This is a genomic window from Nicoliella sp. ESL1149, assembly GCF_058107265.1.
Genome location: NZ_JBYLUE010000002.1, coordinates 62,098 through 85,362 on the forward strand (window position 1 = coordinate 62,098; position 23,265 = coordinate 85,362).

At 33.7% G+C, this 23,265-nt stretch carries 22 protein-coding genes and 1 other RNA gene; 7 read left to right on the forward strand and 16 right to left on the reverse strand.

The window, feature by feature from the left end:
• The 6 genes from AC3B6G_RS00330 to AC3B6G_RS00355 are packed head-to-tail and all read right to left on the reverse strand — an operon-like array spanning position 1 to position 5,081.
• Positions 1-1,074, reverse strand: coding sequence for a carbamoyl phosphate synthase small subunit (locus AC3B6G_RS00330; protein WP_489848472.1), 1,074 nt, complete (start codon positions 1,072-1,074; stop codon positions 1-3).
• Between the two features lie 27 nt (positions 1,075-1,101).
• Positions 1,102-1,623, reverse strand: coding sequence for a bifunctional pyr operon transcriptional regulator/uracil phosphoribosyltransferase PyrR (pyrR, locus tag AC3B6G_RS00335; RefSeq protein ID WP_489848473.1), 522 nt, complete (start codon positions 1,621-1,623; stop codon positions 1,102-1,104).
• Between the two features lie 12 nt (positions 1,624-1,635).
• On the reverse strand, positions 1,636-2,538 hold the full coding sequence (locus AC3B6G_RS00340) for an RluA family pseudouridine synthase (protein WP_489848474.1): 903 nt from the start codon (positions 2,536-2,538) through the stop codon (positions 1,636-1,638).
• Positions 2,539-2,557: 19 nt separating this feature from the next.
• Positions 2,558-3,001, reverse strand: a complete 444-nt coding sequence (gene lspA / locus AC3B6G_RS00345; protein ID WP_489848475.1) for a signal peptidase II — start codon at positions 2,999-3,001, stop codon at positions 2,558-2,560.
• A gap of 10 nt (positions 3,002-3,011) precedes the next feature.
• Positions 3,012-4,673 (reverse strand): formate--tetrahydrofolate ligase, encoded by a 1,662-nt coding sequence (locus AC3B6G_RS00350; protein WP_489848476.1) that lies wholly within the window; start codon positions 4,671-4,673, stop codon positions 3,012-3,014.
• 18 nt (positions 4,674-4,691) lie between these two features.
• Positions 4,692-5,081, reverse strand: a complete 390-nt coding sequence (locus tag AC3B6G_RS00355; RefSeq protein WP_489848477.1) for an EbsA family protein — start codon at positions 5,079-5,081, stop codon at positions 4,692-4,694.
• A gap of 41 nt (positions 5,082-5,122) precedes the next feature.
• On the opposite strand from AC3B6G_RS00355, the gene AC3B6G_RS00360 reads away from it, so the two are divergent.
• A complete protein-coding gene (locus tag AC3B6G_RS00360) occupies positions 5,123-5,518 on the forward strand; it encodes an RNase H family protein (RefSeq protein WP_489848478.1) in 396 nt (131 codons plus the stop codon).
• On the opposite strand, the gene AC3B6G_RS00365 is transcribed toward AC3B6G_RS00360, so the two are convergent.
• The 5 genes from AC3B6G_RS00365 to AC3B6G_RS00385 form a co-directional block, all read right to left on the reverse strand.
• Positions 5,506-6,603 (reverse strand): NAD(P)/FAD-dependent oxidoreductase, encoded by a 1,098-nt coding sequence (locus tag AC3B6G_RS00365; protein WP_489848479.1) that lies wholly within the window; start codon positions 6,601-6,603, stop codon positions 5,506-5,508. The two genes, AC3B6G_RS00360 and AC3B6G_RS00365, sit on opposite strands and share 13 nt — an antisense overlap.
• An 11-nt stretch (positions 6,604-6,614) precedes the next feature.
• Complete coding sequence (locus AC3B6G_RS00370; protein ID WP_489848480.1) at positions 6,615-7,751, reverse strand: THUMP domain-containing class I SAM-dependent RNA methyltransferase; 1,137 nt, start codon at positions 7,749-7,751, stop codon at positions 6,615-6,617.
• Positions 7,752-7,833: 82 nt separating this feature from the next.
• Positions 7,834-8,210, reverse strand: an RNA gene (gene rnpB / locus AC3B6G_RS00375) — RNase P RNA component class B.
• A 24-nt stretch (positions 8,211-8,234) separates the two neighbouring features.
• Positions 8,235-8,618 carry a cell division regulator GpsB gene (gene gpsB / locus AC3B6G_RS00380; RefSeq protein WP_489848481.1) on the reverse strand — a complete coding sequence of 128 codons (384 nt, stop codon included), beginning with the start codon at positions 8,616-8,618 and terminating at the stop codon, positions 8,235-8,237.
• Between the two features lie 50 nt (positions 8,619-8,668).
• The gene (locus tag AC3B6G_RS00385) at positions 8,669-9,238 is read right to left on the reverse strand and encodes an SLOG family protein (protein WP_489848482.1); all 570 of its coding nucleotides are present in this window, start codon (positions 9,236-9,238) and stop codon (positions 8,669-8,671) included.
• Between the two features lie 79 nt (positions 9,239-9,317).
• On the opposite strand from AC3B6G_RS00385, the gene recU reads away from it, so the two are divergent.
• Positions 9,318-9,929, forward strand: coding sequence for a Holliday junction resolvase RecU (recU, locus tag AC3B6G_RS00390; RefSeq protein ID WP_489848483.1), 612 nt, complete (start codon positions 9,318-9,320; stop codon positions 9,927-9,929).
• A 13-nt stretch (positions 9,930-9,942) separates the two neighbouring features.
• Complete coding sequence (locus tag AC3B6G_RS00395; RefSeq protein ID WP_489848484.1) at positions 9,943-12,255, forward strand: PBP1A family penicillin-binding protein; 2,313 nt, start codon at positions 9,943-9,945, stop codon at positions 12,253-12,255.
• Between the two features lie 67 nt (positions 12,256-12,322).
• Here AC3B6G_RS00395 and AC3B6G_RS00400 read toward each other — a convergent pair whose 3' ends face one another.
• The 4 genes from AC3B6G_RS00400 to AC3B6G_RS00415 all read right to left on the reverse strand — a co-directional run bounded on the left by AC3B6G_RS00400 (position 12,323) and on the right by AC3B6G_RS00415 (position 17,564).
• Complete coding sequence (locus tag AC3B6G_RS00400; RefSeq protein ID WP_489848485.1) at positions 12,323-13,045, reverse strand: DnaD domain protein; 723 nt, start codon at positions 13,043-13,045, stop codon at positions 12,323-12,325.
• 63 nt (positions 13,046-13,108) lie between these two features.
• The gene (gene asnS, locus AC3B6G_RS00405; protein ID WP_489848486.1) at positions 13,109-14,404 is read right to left on the reverse strand and encodes an asparagine--tRNA ligase; all 1,296 of its coding nucleotides are present in this window, start codon (positions 14,402-14,404) and stop codon (positions 13,109-13,111) included.
• Positions 14,405-14,434: 30 nt separating this feature from the next.
• The gene (locus tag AC3B6G_RS00410; protein WP_489848487.1) at positions 14,435-14,938 is read right to left on the reverse strand and encodes a cell wall elongation regulator TseB-like domain-containing protein; all 504 of its coding nucleotides are present in this window, start codon (positions 14,936-14,938) and stop codon (positions 14,435-14,437) included.
• 61 nt (positions 14,939-14,999) lie between these two features.
• A complete protein-coding gene (locus AC3B6G_RS00415; RefSeq protein WP_489848488.1) occupies positions 15,000-17,564 on the reverse strand; it encodes an exonuclease domain-containing protein in 2,565 nt (854 codons plus the stop codon).
• Between the two features lie 191 nt (positions 17,565-17,755).
• Between AC3B6G_RS00415 and mvk the strand changes: the two genes are divergently transcribed.
• From mvk to fni, 4 genes are read left to right on the forward strand one after another with little or no spacing between them, the layout of a single operon-like run.
• Complete coding sequence (mvk, locus tag AC3B6G_RS00420; protein WP_489848489.1) at positions 17,756-18,685, forward strand: mevalonate kinase; 930 nt, start codon at positions 17,756-17,758, stop codon at positions 18,683-18,685.
• 17 nt (positions 18,686-18,702) lie between these two features.
• Complete coding sequence (mvaD, locus tag AC3B6G_RS00425; protein WP_489848490.1) at positions 18,703-19,677, forward strand: diphosphomevalonate decarboxylase; 975 nt, start codon at positions 18,703-18,705, stop codon at positions 19,675-19,677.
• A gap of 23 nt (positions 19,678-19,700) precedes the next feature.
• Positions 19,701-20,768, forward strand: a complete 1,068-nt coding sequence (locus AC3B6G_RS00430) for a phosphomevalonate kinase (protein ID WP_489848491.1) — start codon at positions 19,701-19,703, stop codon at positions 20,766-20,768.
• A gap of 10 nt (positions 20,769-20,778) precedes the next feature.
• Entirely contained in the window at positions 20,779-21,822 is a 1,044-nt protein-coding gene (gene fni, locus AC3B6G_RS00435) for a type 2 isopentenyl-diphosphate Delta-isomerase (protein ID WP_489848492.1), read from the forward strand.
• A gap of 50 nt (positions 21,823-21,872) precedes the next feature.
• Here the strand turns inward: fni and AC3B6G_RS00440 are convergent, their stop codons facing one another.
• Positions 21,873-23,213, reverse strand: a complete 1,341-nt coding sequence (locus AC3B6G_RS00440) for an RsmF rRNA methyltransferase first C-terminal domain-containing protein (RefSeq protein WP_489848493.1) — start codon at positions 23,211-23,213, stop codon at positions 21,873-21,875.
• Between the last annotated feature and the right edge of the window lie 52 nt (positions 23,214-23,265).

A 23,265-nucleotide genomic window follows, 5' to 3' on the forward strand; every position in this document is an offset into this window, starting at 1 on the left:
TTACCACGCTCCAAACGAGTTAATCATTTCTAAAAATTCATCATATAAATCAACACTGTTAGTGGGACCAGGCGCTCCATCAGGTGAAAATTGCACAGAAAAGACAGGATAATCACGATGACGCAAACCTTGAACCGAATGATTGATCAAGTCAACATCGGTAACCAATAATTTTTCTCTATCAATCGTTTTAACATCTGCAGCAAATCCCTGAGCTTGTGAAACAAATTCCACATTATTAGTAATGATATGACGAACAGGATGATTGCTACCATGATGTTCAACCTCAAGTGGAATTATTTTAACACCATTGGCCATAGCAAATAATTCGTGTCCCAACCCAATTGCGAACATGGGTACCTTGGCTTGTAACTCTCTAATCATATCCAAAACACTTTCTGGTAAATCATGTGGATCTCCAGGTCCTGTTGATAAAATGATACCATCAGGGTCTAAATTTAAAATATCCTGTGGTTTCGTTTGCCATGGAACTACAACAACATTACAATTTCTGGCCGCTAATTGACGTAAAATACCGTGTTTTAACCCAAAATCAATGACAATGATGTTATTCCCGTCTCCTGGATTAGGATAAGCTTTAGGAGTTGCAACCTGTGATACCTGTTGATTAGTTAAAACCGTTGCATGAAGTTGATCAAAAGCATGTTCATCATCCACGTCAACGATACTTGCTTTCATTGTCCCATGTTTATAAATATGATGAGCTAGTTCACGGGTATCCAGGCCGTAAATTCCTGGAATATTATGTTGTTTTAAAAAACGATCTAAATTTAATTTTTTGACACGATTAATAGAGGTATTCGCAAATTCCTTCACGATAACCCCCTTACTACTAGGTGTAATCGATTCATAACCCTTTCGACGAATCCCAACGTTTCCAATTGAAACTGTCGTAAAGACAATGATTTGATTATGATAAATAGAATTGGTAATCGTTTCTTGATACCCCATCATATTGGAATTAATGATGATTTGCCCCGTCGTTGTTGCTAATGAGCCAAAACTCTTTCCCTGATATGAAGAGCCATCTTCTAAAATTAAATATCGAATCATAGCTCGTTCTCCTTAAGTCATTCTCAATTAATCATTGATTATTTCCACTGCATCTCGCTTATCCAATTCATTTACGGATACCTTAATTTTTTCATTTCTAGCACTAGGGATGTTTTTACCCACAAAATCAGCTCGAATTGGTAACTCTCTGTGACCCCGATCAACTAAGACTGCCAAACGGATATTATTTGGACGGCCTAATTCTGAAATAGCAGTTAGTGCTGCTTTAATCGTTCGACCGGTGTATAAAACATCATCAACTAAAATAACATTCTTTCCCTCAACGGAAATTGGTGAATCCGAAACTGCTTCTGCTGAATTTTCTTTTTTATCATCACGATACTTTGTGATATCCAAAGAAATTACAGGCACATCCGAACCTTCTAATTGTTCTAAACGTTTTGCAATTCTTTGAGCCAGATAAACCCCACGCGTTTTGATACCAATTACAACTAAATCTTTAATTCCCTTATTTTTTTCAATAATTTCATAAGTAATTCTTGTTAAGGCACGTTGCATTGCCATCTTGTCTAAAACCAATTTATCCATTTTTAAACTCCTCTACTTCATCTTTCTCAATTTGGCTAGTGTTTCTTCAAATATTGGTGGTAAGGGACAACTAAATTCCATTAATTTTCCCGTTACTGGATGTCTGAATCCTAACATTTTCGCATGTAAAAATTGACCATGACCTTTAATCGTTTTTTTAGGACCATATAATGGATCTCCAGCTAAGGGATGATTGATTGATTTCATATGAACCCTAATTTGATGAGTTCGTCCTGTCTCCAATCGGCAAGCTACAAGAGTATAATTTTTAAAACGTTCTAAAACCCGATAATGAGTCACTGCATGCCGACCATCAGCAACGATTGCTTGCTTTTTTCGATCCTTTGGAGAACGACCAATTGGAGCATCAATGGTTCCTTGATTTTGTTTAATAACCCCATGCACTAAAGCAATATATTCACGCAAATTAGTTTTATTTTTTAATTGCTCTGATAGTGATTTATGAGCATTATTGTTCTTAGCAATCATCAACAATCCAGATGTATCTTTATCAATTCGATGAACAATTCCTGGTCTAAAAGTCCCATTGATATTAGATAACGGCGTATGGTACAACAAAGCATTTACTAATGTATGATCTGGATGCCCTGGCGCAGGATGAACGACCATCCCTTGGGGTTTATTAACCACAATCACATCATTATCTTCATAAACGATATCTAATGGGATATTCTCCGGAGTTAAGTTTAGATGTTTTGGTGCCGGAATCTGAATTGTAATTACGTCATTTTCACTAACTTCTGTTTTTGGTTTAATAGCTTTACCATTAATCAAAATATTACCGTCTTCAATTAATTTTTTAGCTCTAGAACGACTTAAATCCTTATTCAATTCACCAGCAATTTTATCAATTCGTCCTTCTTGGCCATGAATCTTATAATGATAATCTGTCATTTTACACCTTCAAAATCAATTATTTTTCTCTTAATATCACGATAAATAAGCATAACACCCCAATTGTTAAACATGCATCAGCAAAATTAAAAATGGGGAAACTAATAAAATCTAATTGAAACATATCAACAACATATCCCTGCATGAGTCGATCGATTAAATTACCAATTGCCCCCGCTAACAATAGGATAATTGTAAATGTTTTACCACTTGATTTACGGAATTTGAACAAATAGTAGAATAACACAACAATTACAATTGCTGTTAATATTTTAAAAAACATTTGTTGGTTTGCTAAAATACTCCAAGCTGCTCCATCGTTATGAATATTAGCAATTGATAAGATATGAGGGATCAATGGAATTGAAGTTTGGAGCGGGATTTTTATCGAAACAAGTCCCTTAATAATTTGATCAATAACGACCAATAATACTAACAATGTTGCTGTCCATCGAAAACGCATTTTGTCACTCCTAGAATAAACCTTTAATTGTTCCGTTTGCATCAATGTCCATTTCTAATGCTGCTGGATGGGAAGGTAGTCCAGGCATCGTTAAAACATTTCCAGTTAATGCGACAATAAAGCCCGCACCTAATCTTGGTTGTAATTCTCGTACATGAATCTTAAAGTTAGTTGGTGCGCCCAACTTCTTCGCATCATCAGTAAACGAGTATTGTGTTTTAGCCATACAAATAGGTAATTTATCCCAGCCGTGTTTCTTTAATTGGGCTAATTGTTTTTTTGCCTTTGAGCTTAATTCAACACCGTCACCACGATAAATTTTGGTTACAACTGCATTCATTTTGTCTACCAAATCATCACTATCATCGTACAATGGTTTAAATTCTGTCTCCTGATCACAAGCAGTTACAACTTGTTTAGCAAGGTCTTGAACGCCTTTACTTCCCTTAGCCCAACCATCACTTACTGTAACAGTAATGCCAAAGTTATCTTGAATGTACTTTTCTAAATAAGCCATCTCTTCTTCACTATCACTAGCAAAATGATTAATGGTTACTAATACTGGTTTACCATATTGAAGCATGTTCTTAACGTGCCGACCTAAATTACCAATGCCATTCTTTAAAGCATCGACATTAGATGTTGATAGATCATTCTTATCTGCCCCACCATTAAGTTTCAAAGCTCTAATCGTTGCAACGACGACAATTGCATCAGGAGCCTTTTTCAACTTAGGAACGACAATGTCTAGGAATTTTTCCGCACCTAAATCTGCCCCAAATCCAGCTTCTGTAACAGTATAATCAGCAGATTTTAACCCTGCTTTTGTAGCCAAAATACTATTACAACCATGAGCAATATTAGCAAATGGCCCTCCATGAATAAATGCAGGAGTATGTTCAAGCGTTTGAACTAAATTAGGCTTGATTGCGTCTTTTAATAGAAGCGCAATCGCCCCTTGAGCTCCTAAATCACCAACCGTAACTGGTTGACGATCGAATGTATATGCAATTAGAATTTTACTTACCCGTTGCTTTAAATCCATTAAATCATGGCTTAAGCATAAGACCGCCATTAATTCACTTGCGACTGTAATGTCAAATCCATCTTCACGGGGTACTCCTGAAGTCCGGCCACCTAAACCAATTACAGTATGTCTAAGTTCTCGATCATTTATGTCCAAAACCCGTTTCCAAGTGATTTGTCGAGGATCAATGTTTAACTGATTACCATGATGAATATGGGCATCAATCAATGCTGATAACGTATCATGAGCTTCAGTCAATGCGGCCATATCACCTGTAAAATGAAGATTAATATCTTCCATTGGAACTACTTGGGAATAACCTCCACCAGTAGCACCACCCTTTAGTCCCATAACAGGTCCTAAAGATGGTTCACGAAGTGCCAAGGCAGCTCTATAGTCTAATGATTGAAGGGCATCAGCTAACCCAATAGCAAGAGTAGTTTTTCCCTCTCCTGCAGCAGTTGGATTAATCGAAGTAACTAAAACTAATTTTCCCTTTGTATCTTGATTCTTAATTGGGATTTGTAACTTAGCCTTATTGTAACCATAAGGAATTAATTGTTTAGCAGTAAAATGTAACTTTTTGGCAATTTCAGTAATTGGTAAAATTTGACTTTCTTGCGAAATTTGGACATCAGACTTCATGAGTAAATAATCCCCTTTTTATTTATGATATGAGTTTATTATATCATTTAATTCAATCACTGAATTAACCGATAGGATAAAATTATAGACATGTTCATCTTTTTGAATTTGCAAATGATGTTTAGAAATTATTTTGGCATGAACACTATCTAAGGTAAAGTGCTTCCAATTTGGATTCATAACCTTTTCAATCTTTAATTCACCATCATCTAAAACAATTTTTCGAAATAATACTTCAATTACAATTAAAAAACCTGCTAAAATGAAGAAAAAGATGGTAATCCATTGAAAATGAGTTACCTCTAACCAAAACACGAGTCCTAATAATAAAGTTGTTAAAGTCCAACTCCAACAAATGATTGCTGTTAATATATCAGGTTGATACAGGAACGTTCTTTTTGTATTCATCTAAGAAACCCTTTCTATATAAAGAATAAGGAGGAATAATATTGATAAAAGTATATACTGATGCCGCTGTTTTATATCACGATAATAAAAGTGCTGGTGGAATTTTAATTGTCACAAATAATCATCAAGAACAAATAAAAGTATCCCTACCAGCAAGTGATAATCATAATGCTGAATTCAATACTTATTATTTGGCATTAAAAAAGCTCATTGAAATCTTGCCACATCCCGCAAATGAAATTATAAGTCAATACACCGATAGTAAAATCGTTTATGACAGTTTAGAAAAACATTATGCAAAACACTATCAGAATTGGGTTGATAAAATTATCATCTTAGAATCTAATTTTAACTTAGTATTCCATAATTTAATCTCTGATCGGCAAAACTCTGGTGCTCATGAATTAGCTCAACAAGCATTACATCAAGATAAGTAAGTCTCAATTGTTTTTGTGTAAGTATCCCAATTATTATGAGTTCCGTCAATAAGGTAACTTGCTAGTAATTTCCCAATCATGGGACCCGTTGTTAATCCAGACGAGCCAAGCCCACTGGCAACTAAAATTTTATTTTTCTGCGGAACTTCTCCAAAAAAGGGTCCAAAATCACTAGTGTATGCTCTTGTTCCCACTCTAATATTATCAACGTCTTTCATAGATAATGGGCCCAAAATTCTTTGAGCACTTGCTAATAAATCTTCTTCAACGACAGGCGACTTTGTTAAATCAAATCCCTTATCATTTTCATGTGTAGCTCCCATAATAAAGTGATTATGATCCAATGGGATAAAATCACGTTCACCTTCTGGCATTAATACAGGCATTTCAGAGTTAAATATATCTTTAGTTCTAACTTCGATCAACTGCCCTTTTTGAGGTCGGACATCGGCTGTTATTCCCAACGGTTCTAAAATTTTCCCTAACCATGCCCCTGCAGAAATAATAATTTTATCAAATGATTCTTTTCCAGTTGAAGTATTTATTTTTCCTGATTCATCCAAAAAAACTTTTTCATTTCGAAAATGAACATTTTGATTTTGAGATTGTTTTAATAGTTGTTTAATAAATGCCTCACCATTCATTTGGCCACCACCACTTAGAAAGACACCTGGCAGTGTTTTTTTCAGCATCGGTAGTTTAGCTAGTACCTGTTCACTAGTGAGCTTTGAAATCTTCCCCATTGCATGTGCATTTTCTTTTCTTTCCAATGCTAATTGATAAAGAGCTTCCAAATCATCAGGATCAGCTCTAGTAACAATCGTTCCATTTTGTTTATACATATCGCTAGTAGCATCCATCTCTTTAGCCAATTGGGGAATCAATTCAGCTCCATCTTTAGCCAAATGATACCAACGCTTATTGCGTCGTTTTGATATCCATGGTGAAATAATCCCAGCTGCTGCTTTAGTGGCCTGCCCAGTTCCATCATCAAAAATATCAATTTGAAAATCATTCTGCTTACTCAAATAATAAGCAATTGTTGAACCAACAATTCCACTTCCAATGATTGCAATTTTTTTCATCATTTACTCTCCTAATGATTCCAAACGGGATGACCCCAATATTGAAAATAATCTGTTCTTAACGAACCATTATATAGTTTTCTTTTTTTAGTTGCCTTAGCTCCAAAGTCTTTTTCAAACTCAAGATCACTGGTCAAGATATACTTGGACCAAGTTTTCAAAGGTTTAAATCTTTCTCCCATAACGTGATATAGATGCTTCACTTCATTTTCATCACTCATTCGTTCTCCATAAGGGGGATTTGAAACAATAACTCCATTCTTTAAATCCGTGTGAAAATCTTTAACGTCAGCTTGTTTAATTGTAATATCGTATTGTAATCCAGCTTCGGTTGCATTTTGAGTTGTTGCTGCAACCATTTCTGGATCGATATCTGAAGCAAAAATCTGAATTGGTGTATCATAGTCAGCTTGATTATCGGCCTCATCTCGAACTTGTTGAGCAACTTCATCATCAACCCAATTCCACTTTTCACAAATAAAGTCCCGATTAAATCCTGGAGCTATATTTCTAGCAATCAAAGCTGCTTCAATTGGTAAGGTCCCTGACCCACACATTGGATCACAAAATGGCATATCAGGTTTCCAGTTCGTTAATAAAACCAATGCGGCTGCCATATTCTCTTTTAATGGTGCCACTCCCTTTGCCTTACGATAACCACGTTTAAATAAGCTATCTCCAGTTGTATCCAGCGTTAACATAACGTGATCTTTTAAAATACTGACTTCTAATGGAAATAACGCGCCATTTTCTGGGAAAAAAGTTCTTCGATGATAGAAATCATTTAATTTATTAACAATCGCTTTTTTAGCAATTGCTTGAACATCTGGAACACTGTGCAATTGAGAATTATGTGAACGACCTTCCATTGGAAACTTAGCATCCATTGGTAATAATTCATCCCATGGAAGTGCTTTTGTTTTTTCGAACAGTTCTTCAAAACTTGTTGCATTAAATTCACCAACAATTATTTTTATCCGATCAGCCGTTCTTAACCATAAATTTGTTTTAATGACATCTTCAATCGTGCCACTAAACCGAACTCGACCATTTTCCACTTTAGTCTGATATCCCAAGTCACGTAACTCTTTACCAACAATTCCTTCAATTCCTGCAGCAGCAGTAGCTAATAGATTAAATGTTTTCATAGTTTCTCCTTAAATATAAGCATAAATTAAATTATTAAAAAAGGACGAGAGAAAATCTCTCGTCCTTCCTGAAGGTATAGGCTCCTATAAGCCATGTTTTGTGCTCATTTAAAATGTCAGGTCACATTAAATGAGTAGTAATCATCTATCTGAGAGATAAAATCTCTCCCCCACGCTTAGTTCATTTACCGTACGTGAAGCTCCCCTACCGTAGTTTGGGTTTCCCGCTCGAGGGGTTTACCGCGTTCCACCAATAGCATTTCCACTATTGTATCGTCACTGTGGCACTTTCAGAAGTACTTTGACATAGCCGAAACCTTAGTCATTTTCTTCGCCGTAACTATCGAAGATAGCTCCCCAGCTTATTTTTTCACTGAGCACGAACACTACAAGCATCTCAGCTTGTGCGAGAGTGGACTTTCCTCAGCCGACAATAGCCGGCCGCAATTACTCAAAACCTATACCTTTTATTTATCGACTAATTTAGAATCGATGTGAATCGTTATCATTATTACCCATTTGGGAACCAAAAACACGACGTTCTAGGTTCGATAAACGTTTGAGAATGTCAATGTTATTAGCACTAACATGATTACTTGAACGTTGGGTATCAAAACTATCATTAGAACGAGTATCATCATTGGAACTAACTTGACTCATTTCTAATTGACGATTTAATTCATCAACACGATTACGAAGTCGATTATTTTCATCTTGTAATCTTTGAATTTCACGACTAAACGTTCCATAATCTTTAATTACTTTATCTAAAAAAACATCAACTTCATCCGGATCATATCCTCGCATTTTTTGACGAAATGCTTTTTCGAGAATCTGTTTCGGAGTAAAATGAATTTTCTCTTCCATCCGTTTACACCTCACGAATCTTTAAACAAGAATAATTATATCAAACATTATTAACTTTGCAAATCATTTCTATGATTTTCTTGGTACTCAATTGCAAATTCTTGTAAATCATCAAAATTAACAATCTGATAATCATAATCATTATTTTGCATGTAGGTATTAATTGCTTGATAATCATATTTTGTTTTTCCTTGATTATCAATATCATATATCAAAAAGGCCTGTTCTGTATGCTCTAACATAAATTCTTGATAATTTCTTAATTGTTGAGGGCTTTCATAGGGATGATTTGAAACTGGTGCCGAGTAATCTGCCAACCGAATTGTTTGGTTGTATCTCATTTGGTTGGTTTCGTTCCATCTTTTTTCCATTTCAGTAAATGGTAACATAACTGCTACTTTAAATTCATTTGGATACTCTTTTTTTAATTCATTTGCAACTTGAACACTCCATTGTTCAATCCCCATTTGTGCTCCGGTTATGAACCATTCATATCCATCTTCAATTTTTCTTTTCATTTCTTCTTTTAAAAGAGCTTTAATTACTTTTAATTTTGGATCATCATCTTTAAAAATTCCTAATTCATAACTTCGATAACCAGTAATCCATAACCGCTTCAAATTTTTTCGTCTCCAAACTATGTTATAATTAAATGAGTTGATTTTAACACATTTTTATTCTCATTATTAAGGTGATTATATGAAAATTAATTATCCTGGTGGTCAACATCAAGATAATCGTTTCAATCATGCTTATAAAATAAAAAAGAATCGATCGCCAATTCGATTTGGCGATCGTGGAATGAGTCTGGAAAATGAAATCAATCAAAGTAATCAATACTATTTAAGTCGTGATATTGCAGTAATTCATAAAAAGCCGACACCAATTCAAATTGTGAAGGTTGATTATCCAAAACGAAGTGCTGCTATTATCAAAGAAGCATATTTTACGCATGCTTCTACTACTGATTATAATGGTGTTTATAAGGGAAGGTATATTGATTTTGACGCTAAAGAGACTCAAAACAAAACTGCTTTTCCATTGAACAATTTCCATAAACATCAAGTAGAACACATGCGTAAATGTGTCCGTCAAGGTGGTATTTGTTTTGCATTGATTAAATTTGTTCCTGATAATTCCCTATTTATTTTTAAAGCCTCTGATTTATTTGAGTTTTGGGACAAAATGAATCTTGGTGGTCGTAAATCGATCCCCAAGAATATCATTATTGAACGTGGTTATAATATTAATTACGCAATTCAACCCATAATTCCGTATCTTACCCAAGTAGATAAATTAATTGATTCATAAAGGAGAAACACGAATGTCAAATAATTCAAATTCACGTGAATCTAGAACCACCCGTAAAAATTTTAAGAAACCACGTCATCCTCGTTGGAGAATCTTCAAAAGAGTTCTTCTTTGGATGATTGCCTTTTTTGTTCTAATGATCGTATTCGGTACCGGATTATTCTTTTATTATGCTTCCAGTGCTCCTAAGATAACTGAACAAGCCCTTAGTAGTGATAATTCCACTAAGATATATGATGCTAACGGTAAAATCATTTCTCGTTTAGGAGCTCAAAACCGTGATTATGTAAAAGAAGATAAAATTCCTGACGGTTTAAAAAATGCCGTTACTTCAATTGAAGATCGTCATTTTTATCAAGAACATGGAATTGATCCTAGTCGAATCGTAAGTGCCGCATTTGGTAACTTAACTGGTTCTTCACTAGGATTACAAGGTGGAAGTACACTAACTCAACAATTAGTTAAACTATCTGTTTTTTCTACTGCTGCTTCTGATCGAACCTTTAAACGAAAAGCTCAAGAAGCTTGGCTAGCTATCAAGGTTGACCGTAAATACAGTAAAAATAAAATTCTAGAATTTTATATTAACAAAGTTTATATGGGAAATAACGTTTATGGAATGAAGACTGCTTCAGAATTTTATTTCCATAAATCATTAGGTAAGTTAAACTTGCAAGAATATGCTCTACTTGCTGGTTTACCACAATCTCCTACTCTATATAACCCATATCAATACCCTAAATATGCTTTAGAACGACGTAATCAAGTTCTCCAATCAATGGTTGAAAATCATAAGATTACTCAAGCAACAGCAAACAAGGCTAAAAAAACCAGTATTAAGAGTGGATTAGCAAAATTCCATAAAAATGGTAACTTCAATTCTGTAAAGGAAAAATACATTGATTCCTATCTAAAAGAAACCATTCAAGAACTTAAGTCAAAGGGATATGGTTCTCGTTCTGGAATCAAGGTTTATACGAACTTGAACATGAAAGTTCAAAAGAAGCTTTACAATTCTGCTAATCATAATCCTGCTTTTCCTAACAAACAATTCCAAGTTGGTGGAACAATGCTTAATGCCAAAAATGGAAAAATTGTTGCAATGATTGGTAGTCGAAAGAGTAAGATTTCATTTGGTTTGAATCGTGCTGTTCAAACCAATCGTTCTAGTGGTTCAACTATGAAACCATTAATGGATTATGGTCCTGCAATTCAATATTTGAACTTCCCTACTTATCAAACTGTTCAAGATACTCCATTCACTTATCCCGGAACCAACATCAAGTTAATGGACTTTGATGATAAGTATGAGGGTAATATGACCATGAGAAAAGCACTTGTCGAATCTAGAAATATTCCTGCCATCAGAACTTTACAAGAAGTTGGTGTTAATCAAGCCACTAAATTCTTGGGTAAATTAGGAATGAAATTCAGTAAGCCCCTTAGTTTACAAAACGGAATTGGTGGTTATATTTCAACCGTTCAAGAAGCTGGTGCTTATGCTGCGTTTGCTAATGGTGGAATTTATCATAAGCCTTACATTATTAATAAAATCGTTGAAGCGAACGGAAATGTCAAACATTTCCATTCAACAGGGCATAGAGCAATGTCGCCTGCAACTGCATTCATGATTACCGACATGCTAAAGGGTGTCTTAACTGATAGTGATGGTTCTGGAACAGCAGCCAAGATTGATGGATTAAATGAGGCTGGTAAAACTGGTACTACTCAATATCCAAGTAACTTTTTAAGCCAGGTTCCAGACATGTCATCCATGGATTCTTGGTTCACTGGATATACTCCTGACTACGTCTTATCATTATGGAGCGGGTATGACCACCCATTCCAAACTGGTCACTACGTCACTGAACAGCAAAGTACAATTGTTCAACAGATGTATAAAGCCGTGATGTCCTATGCAATGCAAGATAAGGGTAATCCTGATTGGACTCAACCATCTGACGTTGGGTCTGTCGAGAAAAATGGTAAAACTGAATATTATGTTCAGGGACATAATAATCTTTATAATCAACCTGCTAATAGTGGTGATACATCTAGCTATGATTCCAGTAGCAGTGGTAGTTATTCTTCTACACATTCTTCTTCAACATCAACAAGAAATGACTATTCTAATAGTGATTCTAAGAACGGTTCCTCATCTTCTTCGGATAAAACTAGTAGCCATGTCGATGTAACAAAAGACGATGATAGTAAGAATACTGATGATCAAAGTTCGTCATCATCATCTTCATCGAGTGATAACAATGATCAAAACCAGAACAACAACAATAATAATAATGATGATAATAATGATAACAATAATTAGATAAATAAAAAGGTTCTGACTGGGAAAATCCAGTCAGAACCTTTTTATTATTTTGCCTTAAAACAGTTTATTTAATTTTAAACATTGGAATATCAGGTCCATGGTCATCTTTTTTAGAATTATCTTTATAATTATAATTTCTTGATTCACGATTTTGTAATTCCTTTTCAACTGCCTCAGGAGTTCTAATATTCTTTTTATCCCAATTAATAAGAATTCGATCAATATACTTTAAATTGTATACTTGATTAAGAACCGCTTCTCTTAAAGCTAACACAATTAAATCAGCAGAATAATTATCATTATCTAACCATTGACCAATTGTTTCTAACTCGATTGGAGATAACGCCCGACCAAATTCAGCTTCAATTTTTTGAAATACTTTTTGTCGTTGATTTACCGTTGGATTTGGACGGCTAACTGTTTCCGCTTCCCCATCATTAGCTTTAGAAACATCATCTAATGATAATTGGGCTAATTTGTCATACATTAATGTAAAATCATAAGAATCATAATCTTGCCCTTGCTTATTTTTAACAGGTTTAATCTGCATCAACTTTTTTTCGATCAATTGATGAAAAATATCATATACTTGAGGAACTGAATATCCAGTTACCCTAGCAATACTATCAGCACTAGGAAAACGATCCTCACGGTTAGAATGACGCTTAATTTGTAAATAAATTACTAACTCAGCCGGTGTCATTCTTAAATCAGTAAAATGATCTAAAACAAAATTAGAAATACTTGTATCGCCTGAAATTAATAATCGCTTAGCAAATGCATCCATAAAATTACCTCCTCAAAATTAAAAAGCTTTCCAAAAATGGAAGGCTTTTCATTTATCAATTTACTATGGTCTTAAACGATTTAATAATCTTGGGAATGGAATCGTTTCACGAACATGATCTTCTAAAGTGATCCAAGTTAAGAATCTTTCTAATCCCATTCCAAATCCTGAATGAGGAACACTACCATACTTACGTAAATCTAAGTACCAGCTATAATCCTTAGGATCTTGACCACTCTTCTTAATTTGATCAACAAGATATTCATAACTAGTAGCTCTTTCTGAACCACCAATTATTTCACCATAACCTTCAGGTGCTAACAAGTCAGCACAGATTACAACATCATCTCTTGTTGGATGTGGTTTCATATAAAATGCTTTAATGCCCTTAGGATAGTTTAAAACAAAAACAGGTTTATCAAATTGTTCTGCTAAATAGCTTTCATCAGGGGAACCAAAGTCATCTCCCCATTTAATATCATGACCTGCTTTTTGAAGCATTTCAATTGCTTCATCATAACTAATTCGAGGATATGGTAATTGAGTATATTTCTTTAAGGTATCAATATCACGACCTAGGATCCCTAATTCGTATTCACAATTATCAATTACATTTTGAACTAGATAAGCAATATACTTCTCTTGAATTTCCAGGCTTTGTTCTTGATGCATAAATGCCATTTCTGGTTCAATCATCCAAAATTCAGTTAGATGACGACGAGTCTTTGATTCTTCAGCCCGGAAAGTTGGACCAAATGAATATACCTTCCCAAATGCTTCAGCCCCTGCTTCTTCGTACAATTGACCACTTTGCGATAAATAAGCATCTTTACCAAAGTATTCGGTGTGAAATAATTCAGTTGTTCCTTCAGGTGCACTTCCAGTAAATAATGGAGCATTGAAGTTCACAAATCCTTCTTTAGCAAAAAATTCAACAGTTGCCCGAATTACTTCATCCCGGATTTTTAAAACTGCAAATGGACGGGTTGAACGAATCCATAAATGACGATGATCTAATAAGAATTCAATTCCATGATCCTTAGGAGTAATTGGGTATCCTTCAGTTTCCGAAATCACATCAATATCTTCAATAGCAATTTCATAACCAAACTTAGACCGTTTATCTTCATGAATAACTCCAGTAACTAACATACTGGTTTCTTGATAAACACGTTTAGCAGTTTCAAAAACTTCTGGATCCACTTTATTTTTGATTACAACACCCTGGAAAAAAGCGGTCCCATCACGAAGTTGTAAAAAGGCAATTTTTCCACTGGAACGTTTGTTAGTTAGCCAAACACCAATTCTTACCTTCTCATCTACATGGTTCTTTGCATCTTTAATGTTAATTGTCTCCAACATTATCCCTCCAACTAAGAAAACTAAACTCTAAATGTTAGTAATGACTTGAATTGATTTTCCATTATCAAATCTTAGTGTCACATAACATAATTGACGACTATGATTTAAATAACTAACTACCCATACAGGTTGATTGTTGCTCATTCCAGGAGCAATATTTAAAATCTTGCTTGCATGATTATTAGTTTGAACAATTTGTTTAACTCGATTTTCACTAATTACAGAACTAGCATTTTCAACCACCGCGTGACCATTATTTTTATTAATAATTACGTAGCGTTGTTGCTTATTAGCTGTAGTCCCCAAAATGGTGTAATATGTATGCCCTAAATCAGACATAAAAAATTTTTGATCATTTTGAATTTGAGCACTTTTTTCTGCAATTGTAAATGCTTCAGAATGAGCTTTTCGCATTGGTGAACGAGCTTCAAATAAAATAAACCATATCAAAAAGAGTAACACTAATATTAAAACCAAAAGCCATTTTAAAAATTTTTCTCGATGGTGTTGGCGAATAAATTTTCTTTGCATTGCTAGCTTCCCCTTTTTTTGAATAACAATTTTATTATATCAAATATAATTAAACAACGGGCTATTTTTTTAGATTTTGCAAAAAATTATTCCAAGTTAACTTAAATTCATCTTTATCCATGGCAATTGGGCGCCAATTAATATTGGAATATCCACTCACCATAGAATTATCATTTAAAGAAGTATCTATGATTCCAACCAATTGTTGACTATTTAAGTAAGATAATAATTGCTTTCTTAACAGCTGTTTATTATTTGGATTGATTGAGATAATTAAAAGAACAGCATCCATCTTACTAATTATTTCAGAATGATCATTTATCCAGTCCTGTCCAACTAATCCAATTACTTCAGAGTTATTCATCAAATTTTTATAAAGTCGATTAGGATTAGTATTAACATTTTGTGCTAAAACATTAAACTCTTCATTAATTTGTTGTTCGACCATTAATGAATAAAATCGGTTAATTAATTTTGGTGAGTTAAAAACCAAAAGAATATTACGCTCATGATAAATTATTAATTGAAGTATTTGTTCAATCACTTCATCACTAAAATTATTAACTGATAAGTAAGAAAGATTAGTAATGTCTCGATTAGATTTCACTTGATGCAGAATTGTTTTACGAGGGATTAAATTTAAATCAATTAATAAACTATCTGTTTCCTGTCCATTTGTGTAAAATGAATTTACAATTACTGGTGGTTTGAAATATCGATAAATTCGATTTTTCAATCTTTGATTAAGGTTATTAATACTTGCTGTAATAATACAGGTATTTAAATCGTGTGGTTGTCTTGCAAATATATTGATTTTAAAATTCCCCATATTATTTGCTACCAGTTGTTGAAGTTGATGATATTTTAAGATTTCGAGTTCAAGTAATGTCAATTGCGTAAAATAGTAATTGAATAAGTATAACTGCTGAAATGGCAACTGATCAATTTTATCCTTAACTTTATTCAAGCTCAAGTTTAAAGTTAATTGAAAATGACTTTGAAAATGATTCAGTTTTTGTTTCATTTTACTAAGAAAATTTTGCATTTGTTGGGGATCTATTTGTGCATCAAGCATCCCTTTGTCTTCATCGTAATTAATTTTACCCAAAAAACATTTAGAAAAATTTTCTTGAAATTTATTCATTTCTGAACTCATTTGGGTTAGATTCAACATCAACTTATTGATTATTTTTGAATCTATTAAATCATTTAGACTAAGTGTATGTGAATTAATAACCTTGCTTTTCAATTGTCTAATCAAAGAATTGACCCGATTAAAACTAATCTTAATTTTAGAATCATCATTAGCAGAATTTAGCAACGCTAATGGTTTATAAATTAATAAGTACGGTTGTTTAAGTAATTGTCGTTCCTGATATAAATTATGATGATCTAAAACGATACAATTACTACTTTTTCTCTTATTAATCTGTAACTTAGCAAAATCAAACTTATTTTCATTCTCTTGGGGCTCTTTTAAGTATCGTAACTCGTTTAAAAATTGAGCTTGATTAATAGCAAGTTCCCTCAAATCACCTGTCTTAGTGATGGTCAACCATACTAATAAGCGCGCTTTTAAAAACTGAAAATGATTTGATTGAATTGGCTCCAATAACGAAATTTTAAAACGATGTAAATCTATTAGTTCAACAATTGGAATAAAATTACTAAAGGTAAAATTCACTTGTCGTTGCAACGTTGGTAAATATTGTTCCAAAACAAGTTGTTGCCTTTTTTTATCTGGAACACTGATGATAAGCTGTTTATTTTTTTGACCGGCAATGAACAACATCTCACGAATTAATTTTAAATCATTGGTTTTATTTGGATCCATTTCAATCAAGACGCTTTGTTGTTGTTTTAATGGTCGGTCAAAATTATTAGTTAGCCATTCTAAGCTTTTAGAATGAACTTGTGTTTTAGAATGTCTCCCCAATGAACTTTTTTTATCATTCCGAAGAATTAATCCGTCTTTTAATTTTAAATAACCAGGCAAGGGTTTAGGATGCCTTTTTTGCTTACGATAAACTTTTTCAAAAACGTTAAGTGTATCTCCAGGTAACTTTATGTTCAAATTTAAAATTTGTTTTAAAGTCAACGATGGAAGAGCGTTAATTCTTTCGAATAATAATAGTAATAATTGGGCTGTCGCACTAGCATCACTAATTGCTTCATGGGGATGCTGATGTTTTATTCCTAAGAATTGGGTCAAATCACGAAGCCGATAGCTCTTTAAATTTGGTAATAAAATTTGAGATAGCGTTACCGTATCAATGGCTAAAATATTTAAAGAAGGCAGTCCAATCCTATTCAGCTCATGGTTTAAAAATGGAAAATCAAAATTAACGTTATGGGCAACAAAAATAGTTCCCTTTAAGAGCTTCAAAATTTTTGGAGCTTCTTCTTCTAAGGTTGGTGCATTAACAACATCACTATTATCAATTCCTGTCAGCTGCGTTATTCGTTTAGATATTTCCATTTGGGGATTAATATTAGATGAAAAATTTTTGACAATTTTATTATCAACAATAATCGTACAACCAAATTGGATTATTCGATCACCACTATCAAAGCTATTACCAGTCGTTTCCAAATCAACAACTGCATACTTAGATTTAGTCTTCATCTAAATCCGCCCCACTTTCTGTAAAGTTATCCCAAATTATTATCATACTACAATTATAACTTTATTTAAAACGATACTAATTATGATAAATAAAGAAGAGATTTAAGAAGAAATTAAATCCGCTGAATTTAGTTTCGAATTTAGTTTTGAATATGATAGTATTAAGAACGTTAGAAAGTGAGCGATTAATTTTGAAAAAACATGCATTTGGAACAAGCCATGCCAAAATTATTTTAATGGGTGAACATAGCGTAGTTTACAAACAACCTGCAATTGCTTTTCCCCTAAAAAGTGTTCAAATTCGGGTTGATATTACTGCTAATCCAGAATTGAACTTAATTAAAACGTATTGTTTTTATGGCGAATTAGATGATGCACCAGCTGAATTATTAGGCGTTAAACGATTAATTCAAGCTTTAAGAAGAAAAATGGACGTAAGTGACTACGAACATTTTACAATTGAAATTCACAGTGCCATTCCTTCTGAGCGCGGGATGGGTTCATCAGCTGCAACTGCTATTGCAATCAGTCGTGCCTTCGCCAACTATTTTCATTCTCCGTTGAATGATCAGGAATTACTTGAATTTGCAAATATTGAAGAAAAGATAACCCATGGAAATCCGAGTGGAATTGATGCTGCTACAGTTAGTGCTAATTTACCGATTTGGTTCATTCCAAATCAAACTAACCAAACAATTCCAATGAATATTAATGGTTACTTAGTCATTGCTGATAGTGGTATCAAGGGCCATACTGATGTTGCGGTTAACTCAGTTCGCCAGAAATTGAACAATGAACCGAGTGCAAAAAACGATATTGAGCAACTTGGAAATTTAACATCCCAAACCAAAAGGGCTCTCGTAACTGGTGACATTAAGTCAATTGGTAAATATATGCATAAAGCTCACCAGCATTTAAATGAATTAGGGGTTAGCATTCCTGCTATTGATAAATTAATTCAAGTTACAATGAATAACGGTGCCTTAGGAGCTAAGTTGACAGGCAGTGGTCTGGGCGGATGTATCATTGCAATAACTGATGAATTAACTTCAGCTAATAAAATCAGTTCTGCTTTAGAAAAAGCTGGCGCTGTCCAAACATGGATTGAAAAAATCGAGTAGTGAGGAGTAAGCAACGTATGAATTTGGAATTCAAAAAAATTACCGCAAGAGCCCACACTAATATTGCTTTAGTTAAGTATTGGGGAAAAACTGATGAAAAAATGATAATTCCTCAAAACAGTAGTCTTTCATTAACTCTAGATCAATTTTTTACTGATACTAGTGTGCTGTTCTCCAATGAACTAAAAGCTGATGAATTCTTTTTAAATGGAACCCAAATTTCTTCAAAAAGAGTTGTCAGTTTTATGAATATTGTTAGAAATAAAGCTGGAATTAATTATTTCGCAACTATTAAATCTGAAAACAACGTGCCCACTTCCGCTGGTTTAGCTTCATCAGCATCTGCTTTTGCAGCTTTAGCTGCTGCTGCAAGTAAGGCTGCAGGACTAACCCTCAACCTTCGCGAGCTTTCAAAACTTGCTCGCCGCGGATCTGGTTCAGCATCCAGATCTATCTTTGGTAATTTTGTAGAATGGCATCGTGGTAATAATAATCAAACTTCTTTTGCTGAACCAATTCCATTCAATAAAAACTTAAAGATTGCAATGATTGCAATTGTTTTAAAAAGTACTAAAAAAGAAATTAGTAGTCGAAAGGGAATGGCAATTTCAGTAGCAACTTCTCCTTATTATGATGCCTGGAAACAAGTTACAGAACAGGACCTGAAAATTATAAAAAGAGCTCTTCGAAATGATGATTTTACTACATTAGGCAGAACAGCCGAAACTAACGCAATGCGGATGCATGCATTAACTTTAAGTTCAGATCCCGATTTCCTATATTTAAACGGCGATAGTATCAAAGTTATGAATTTAGTGAAAAATTTACGCCAAAATGGAATTGAATGCTACTACACCATGGATGCTGGTCCAAATGTTAAGATAATTTGTCAAGATGAAAATTGTCGCCACATTAAAGCTAGTTTGCAGCAAACTTTCCCTAATTGTGATGTGATCATTTCTCATCCTGGTCCAGGAATTAAATACATATAAAATTTTAAAGGAGTGATATTGTTTTGATTGAAATTAAAGTTCCAGGTAAATTATATATTGCTGGTGAATACGCGGTTGTCGAACCGGGACATCCCGCTATCATTGTGGCCATTGATAAATTTATTAGAATTAAGATCAGTGCTTCTCATACTGCATTTGGAACCATTACTTCAAAACAATATCCGCACCAAGATGTAACATGGCATCATCAAAACAACGTTGCAACACCTTTGCAAGAAAATGATTCATTTAACTACGTATTAACTGCAATCAAAGTTACTGAAAAATTTATTTCCACTCATCACAGTTTAAAAAGTTTTAATATCCAAATAAACAGTGATTTAGACAGTCAAGATGGTCGAAAATACGGGTTAGGATCATCTGCAGCTGTAACTGTTGCTACTGTTGAGGCTGTTGCAAGTTTCTATGGTGAATCCCTTTCAAAACTTACTATTTTTAAATTAGCAGCTATTGCCCATTTAACTGTTCAAGGAAATGGTTCTTTAGGTGATGTAGCAGCTAGTGTATATGGCGGTTGGATTGCATATTCATCATTTGATCGAAATTGGTTAAAACAAGCCCTATCAAGTCATCAAATTTCAGACATCATTAACTGTGATTGGCCAAAATTAATGATTACTTCCCTCACTCCACCAGATGATTTAAAATTACTTGTTGGCTGGACAGGAAGTGCTGCTTCAACATCTAAAATGGTCAATAAAGTCGCTTTAAAGAACTTCAAAAAAAGTAAAGAATATCAAATTTTTTTACAAAATAGTTCTAAATGTACCTCGAATATGTTAGATGATTTTCAAAACAATGATTTAGAGGCAATCCAAGGTGAAATCACGAATAACCGTCGTTTATTGAACCAATTAGGTAATTTAGTTGGTTTAGAAATTGAAACTCCTTGTTTAAAGAAACTATGCCAAATTGCTGTTGATAATCATGCTGCTAGTAAGTCATCAGGTGCTGGTGGCGGTGATTGTGGAATCGTTATCATTAACAAGAATGCTCCCGCCGAAAAAATTATAGCGCAATGGCGTTCTAACCAAATTCAACCTTTACGATTTAACGTTTATAAAAAATAGGAGACTAAATATGAATCAACAAGCTCATCGAAAAAATGAACATGTCTCACTTGCGGAAAAATTTTTTCAAGATGATGACCATCAATTTCAGGCTATTCGTTTAGTTCATAACCCACTGCCAGAAATTTCAATGTATGAGGTGAACCCTGATACTTCAATAGAAGATAATAAACTTAAGTTTAATTGGCCATTTTATATTGAAGCAATGACTGGTGGTAATAATGAAAGTAAAAAAATCAATGATCAATTAAGTCGAATTGCAGAACGAACTAATTTAGCAATGGCATGCGGTTCCCAGAGTGTGGCTTTAAAAGATGAATCAGCAATCGATTCATTTAAAATCATTCGCAAAAATTTAAAATCACAACCAGTCATCGCTAATATCGGTGCTGGACATAGTGTTGATGATGTCAAAAAAGTAATTAAAATGATAAATGCAAATGCAATTGAAATTCACATTAATGTGATTCAAGAAATGATCATGCCTGAGGGTGATCGAAAGTTTCATTGGATTAATAATTTAAAACAAATATTAACTGAAATTAATATTCCCATCATCATTAAAGAAGTCGGTTTTGGGATGGATAAGGATACTTTAGCAAAATTAAAGCAACTTGGTTTTAAAAACATTAATATCAGTGGACGTGGTGGAACTAGTTTTGCTCAAATTGAAAATTTTAGACGACCACGAAAAGAACTTACTGATTTAACAGAACTTGGACAAACCACTGTTGAATCCCTTTTAGAGGCACAACAAATTAACAATGATGTTTGTATCATTGCCTCTGGTGGAATTAAAAATGCTTTAGACATCATTAAATCAATTGCCTTAGGAGCTAAAATCGTTGGGGTTGCCGGAACTATTTTAAATTCTCTAATTACAAATGGTGAAGCTAAAACAATTGAAATGATTCAAGATTGGCAAAACGAAATTATTACTGTTATGACCATTCTTGGTTGCAAAAATATTGATGAGTTGCGTCATCATCCCATTATTTTATCATCTGATCTCTTAAATTATTTAAAACAACGTCATTTAAAATTAAACAAATAAAAAACTATCGATATTGGAAGTATGATATGCACCCCAATATCGATAGTTTTTTAAATTTTAAATCTAAGCCCCTTTGGGAAAAAGTTTTTAACCGTTCCATTAACAACTTTTCCAAATGCAAATGGTTGTTTATGATTTACTAATTGATACCAGCCTTTTTTTAAACTAGTGTCAACTTGAATCGTGTCTCCATGCATGTATTTAGCCCAATCTTCATCACTAACTTGAATATGATTCTCGGTCTCTTCTGTTGTTAAAGCCAGTGACAATGCATAACTTGGTTCAAATCGATTCTTTTTAAATGTTCCTAATTCTAAACCAGGACGCATTACTTTCAACCCTTTTAAATCTGGAATTCCATCCACAAATGAGTATAATTTATTTCCAAAAACGATTAAATTTTGTGGATCAAAATTGTTTAAATTATTTTGCCGGTACTCATCCCATAGCTTTTGTTCATCCCGTGAAATTTGATTTGCTTGCTTTTTCACTTTGGGTTCCTTGGATTCTCCATTTAACCTTAATTTTGCAATGAAATGCCCCTCACCACGGACTAAATTAGGAAACAGGCGAACTGCATTGGCAATTGAAGCATTTCCATCCGCCCATTCAGGCTTAGCAGATACCATTCCAGGATACTTTTTAATTGGAAGTGTCTCAACATCATAATTAGCTAACAACCACGCAATAATCTGTTCATCTTCTTCTGGTGAAAACGTACAAGTAGAATAAATCAATTCCCCACCTGGTTTTAACATTTTCATCGTTGCTTTTAAAATTTGTTTTTGACGTGTCGCACATTCACTAGGATAATCTGTATTCCAATAAGTCATTGCATCATCATTTTTATGAAACATTCCTTCACCAGAACAAGGTGCATCAACTAAAATTTGATCAAAATAGCCCTTAAAATGTTTTTTTAATGTGTCTGGATCCTCATTTAAAATCAGAGCATTTCGAACGCCAAATCGTTCCACATTTTCAACTAAAATTTTAGCCCGATTACGTATAATTTCATTTGTAACCAATAACCCTTTGTTTTTCATAAAACTAGCTAGATGAGTCGTTTTTCCACCAGGAGCAGCGCAAAGATCTAGAACTTTCATTCCTGGTCGAGGAGCTGCAACTTCTCCAACATACATTGCACTAGGTTCTTGACTGTAAACACTACCACTTTGATGTTCAACACTTTTTCCGTTAACCTTGCCATAGTATCCCCATTTAGAATAAGGAATTGGATCATTCAAATCTACATTTTCTGGTTCAAAGGCTTTTAAGGGGTTAATTCGAAATCCATGTTGAACCGGTTTATCAAAACTAGCAAAAAAAGACTCTGCATCTTTTCCCAATAATTTTTTATACTTTACTTTAAAACTGTTTAATAGTTCCAATTTTGCACTCCTTACTAACTTAACTGTATAATTAAAAATATTATTTATATTT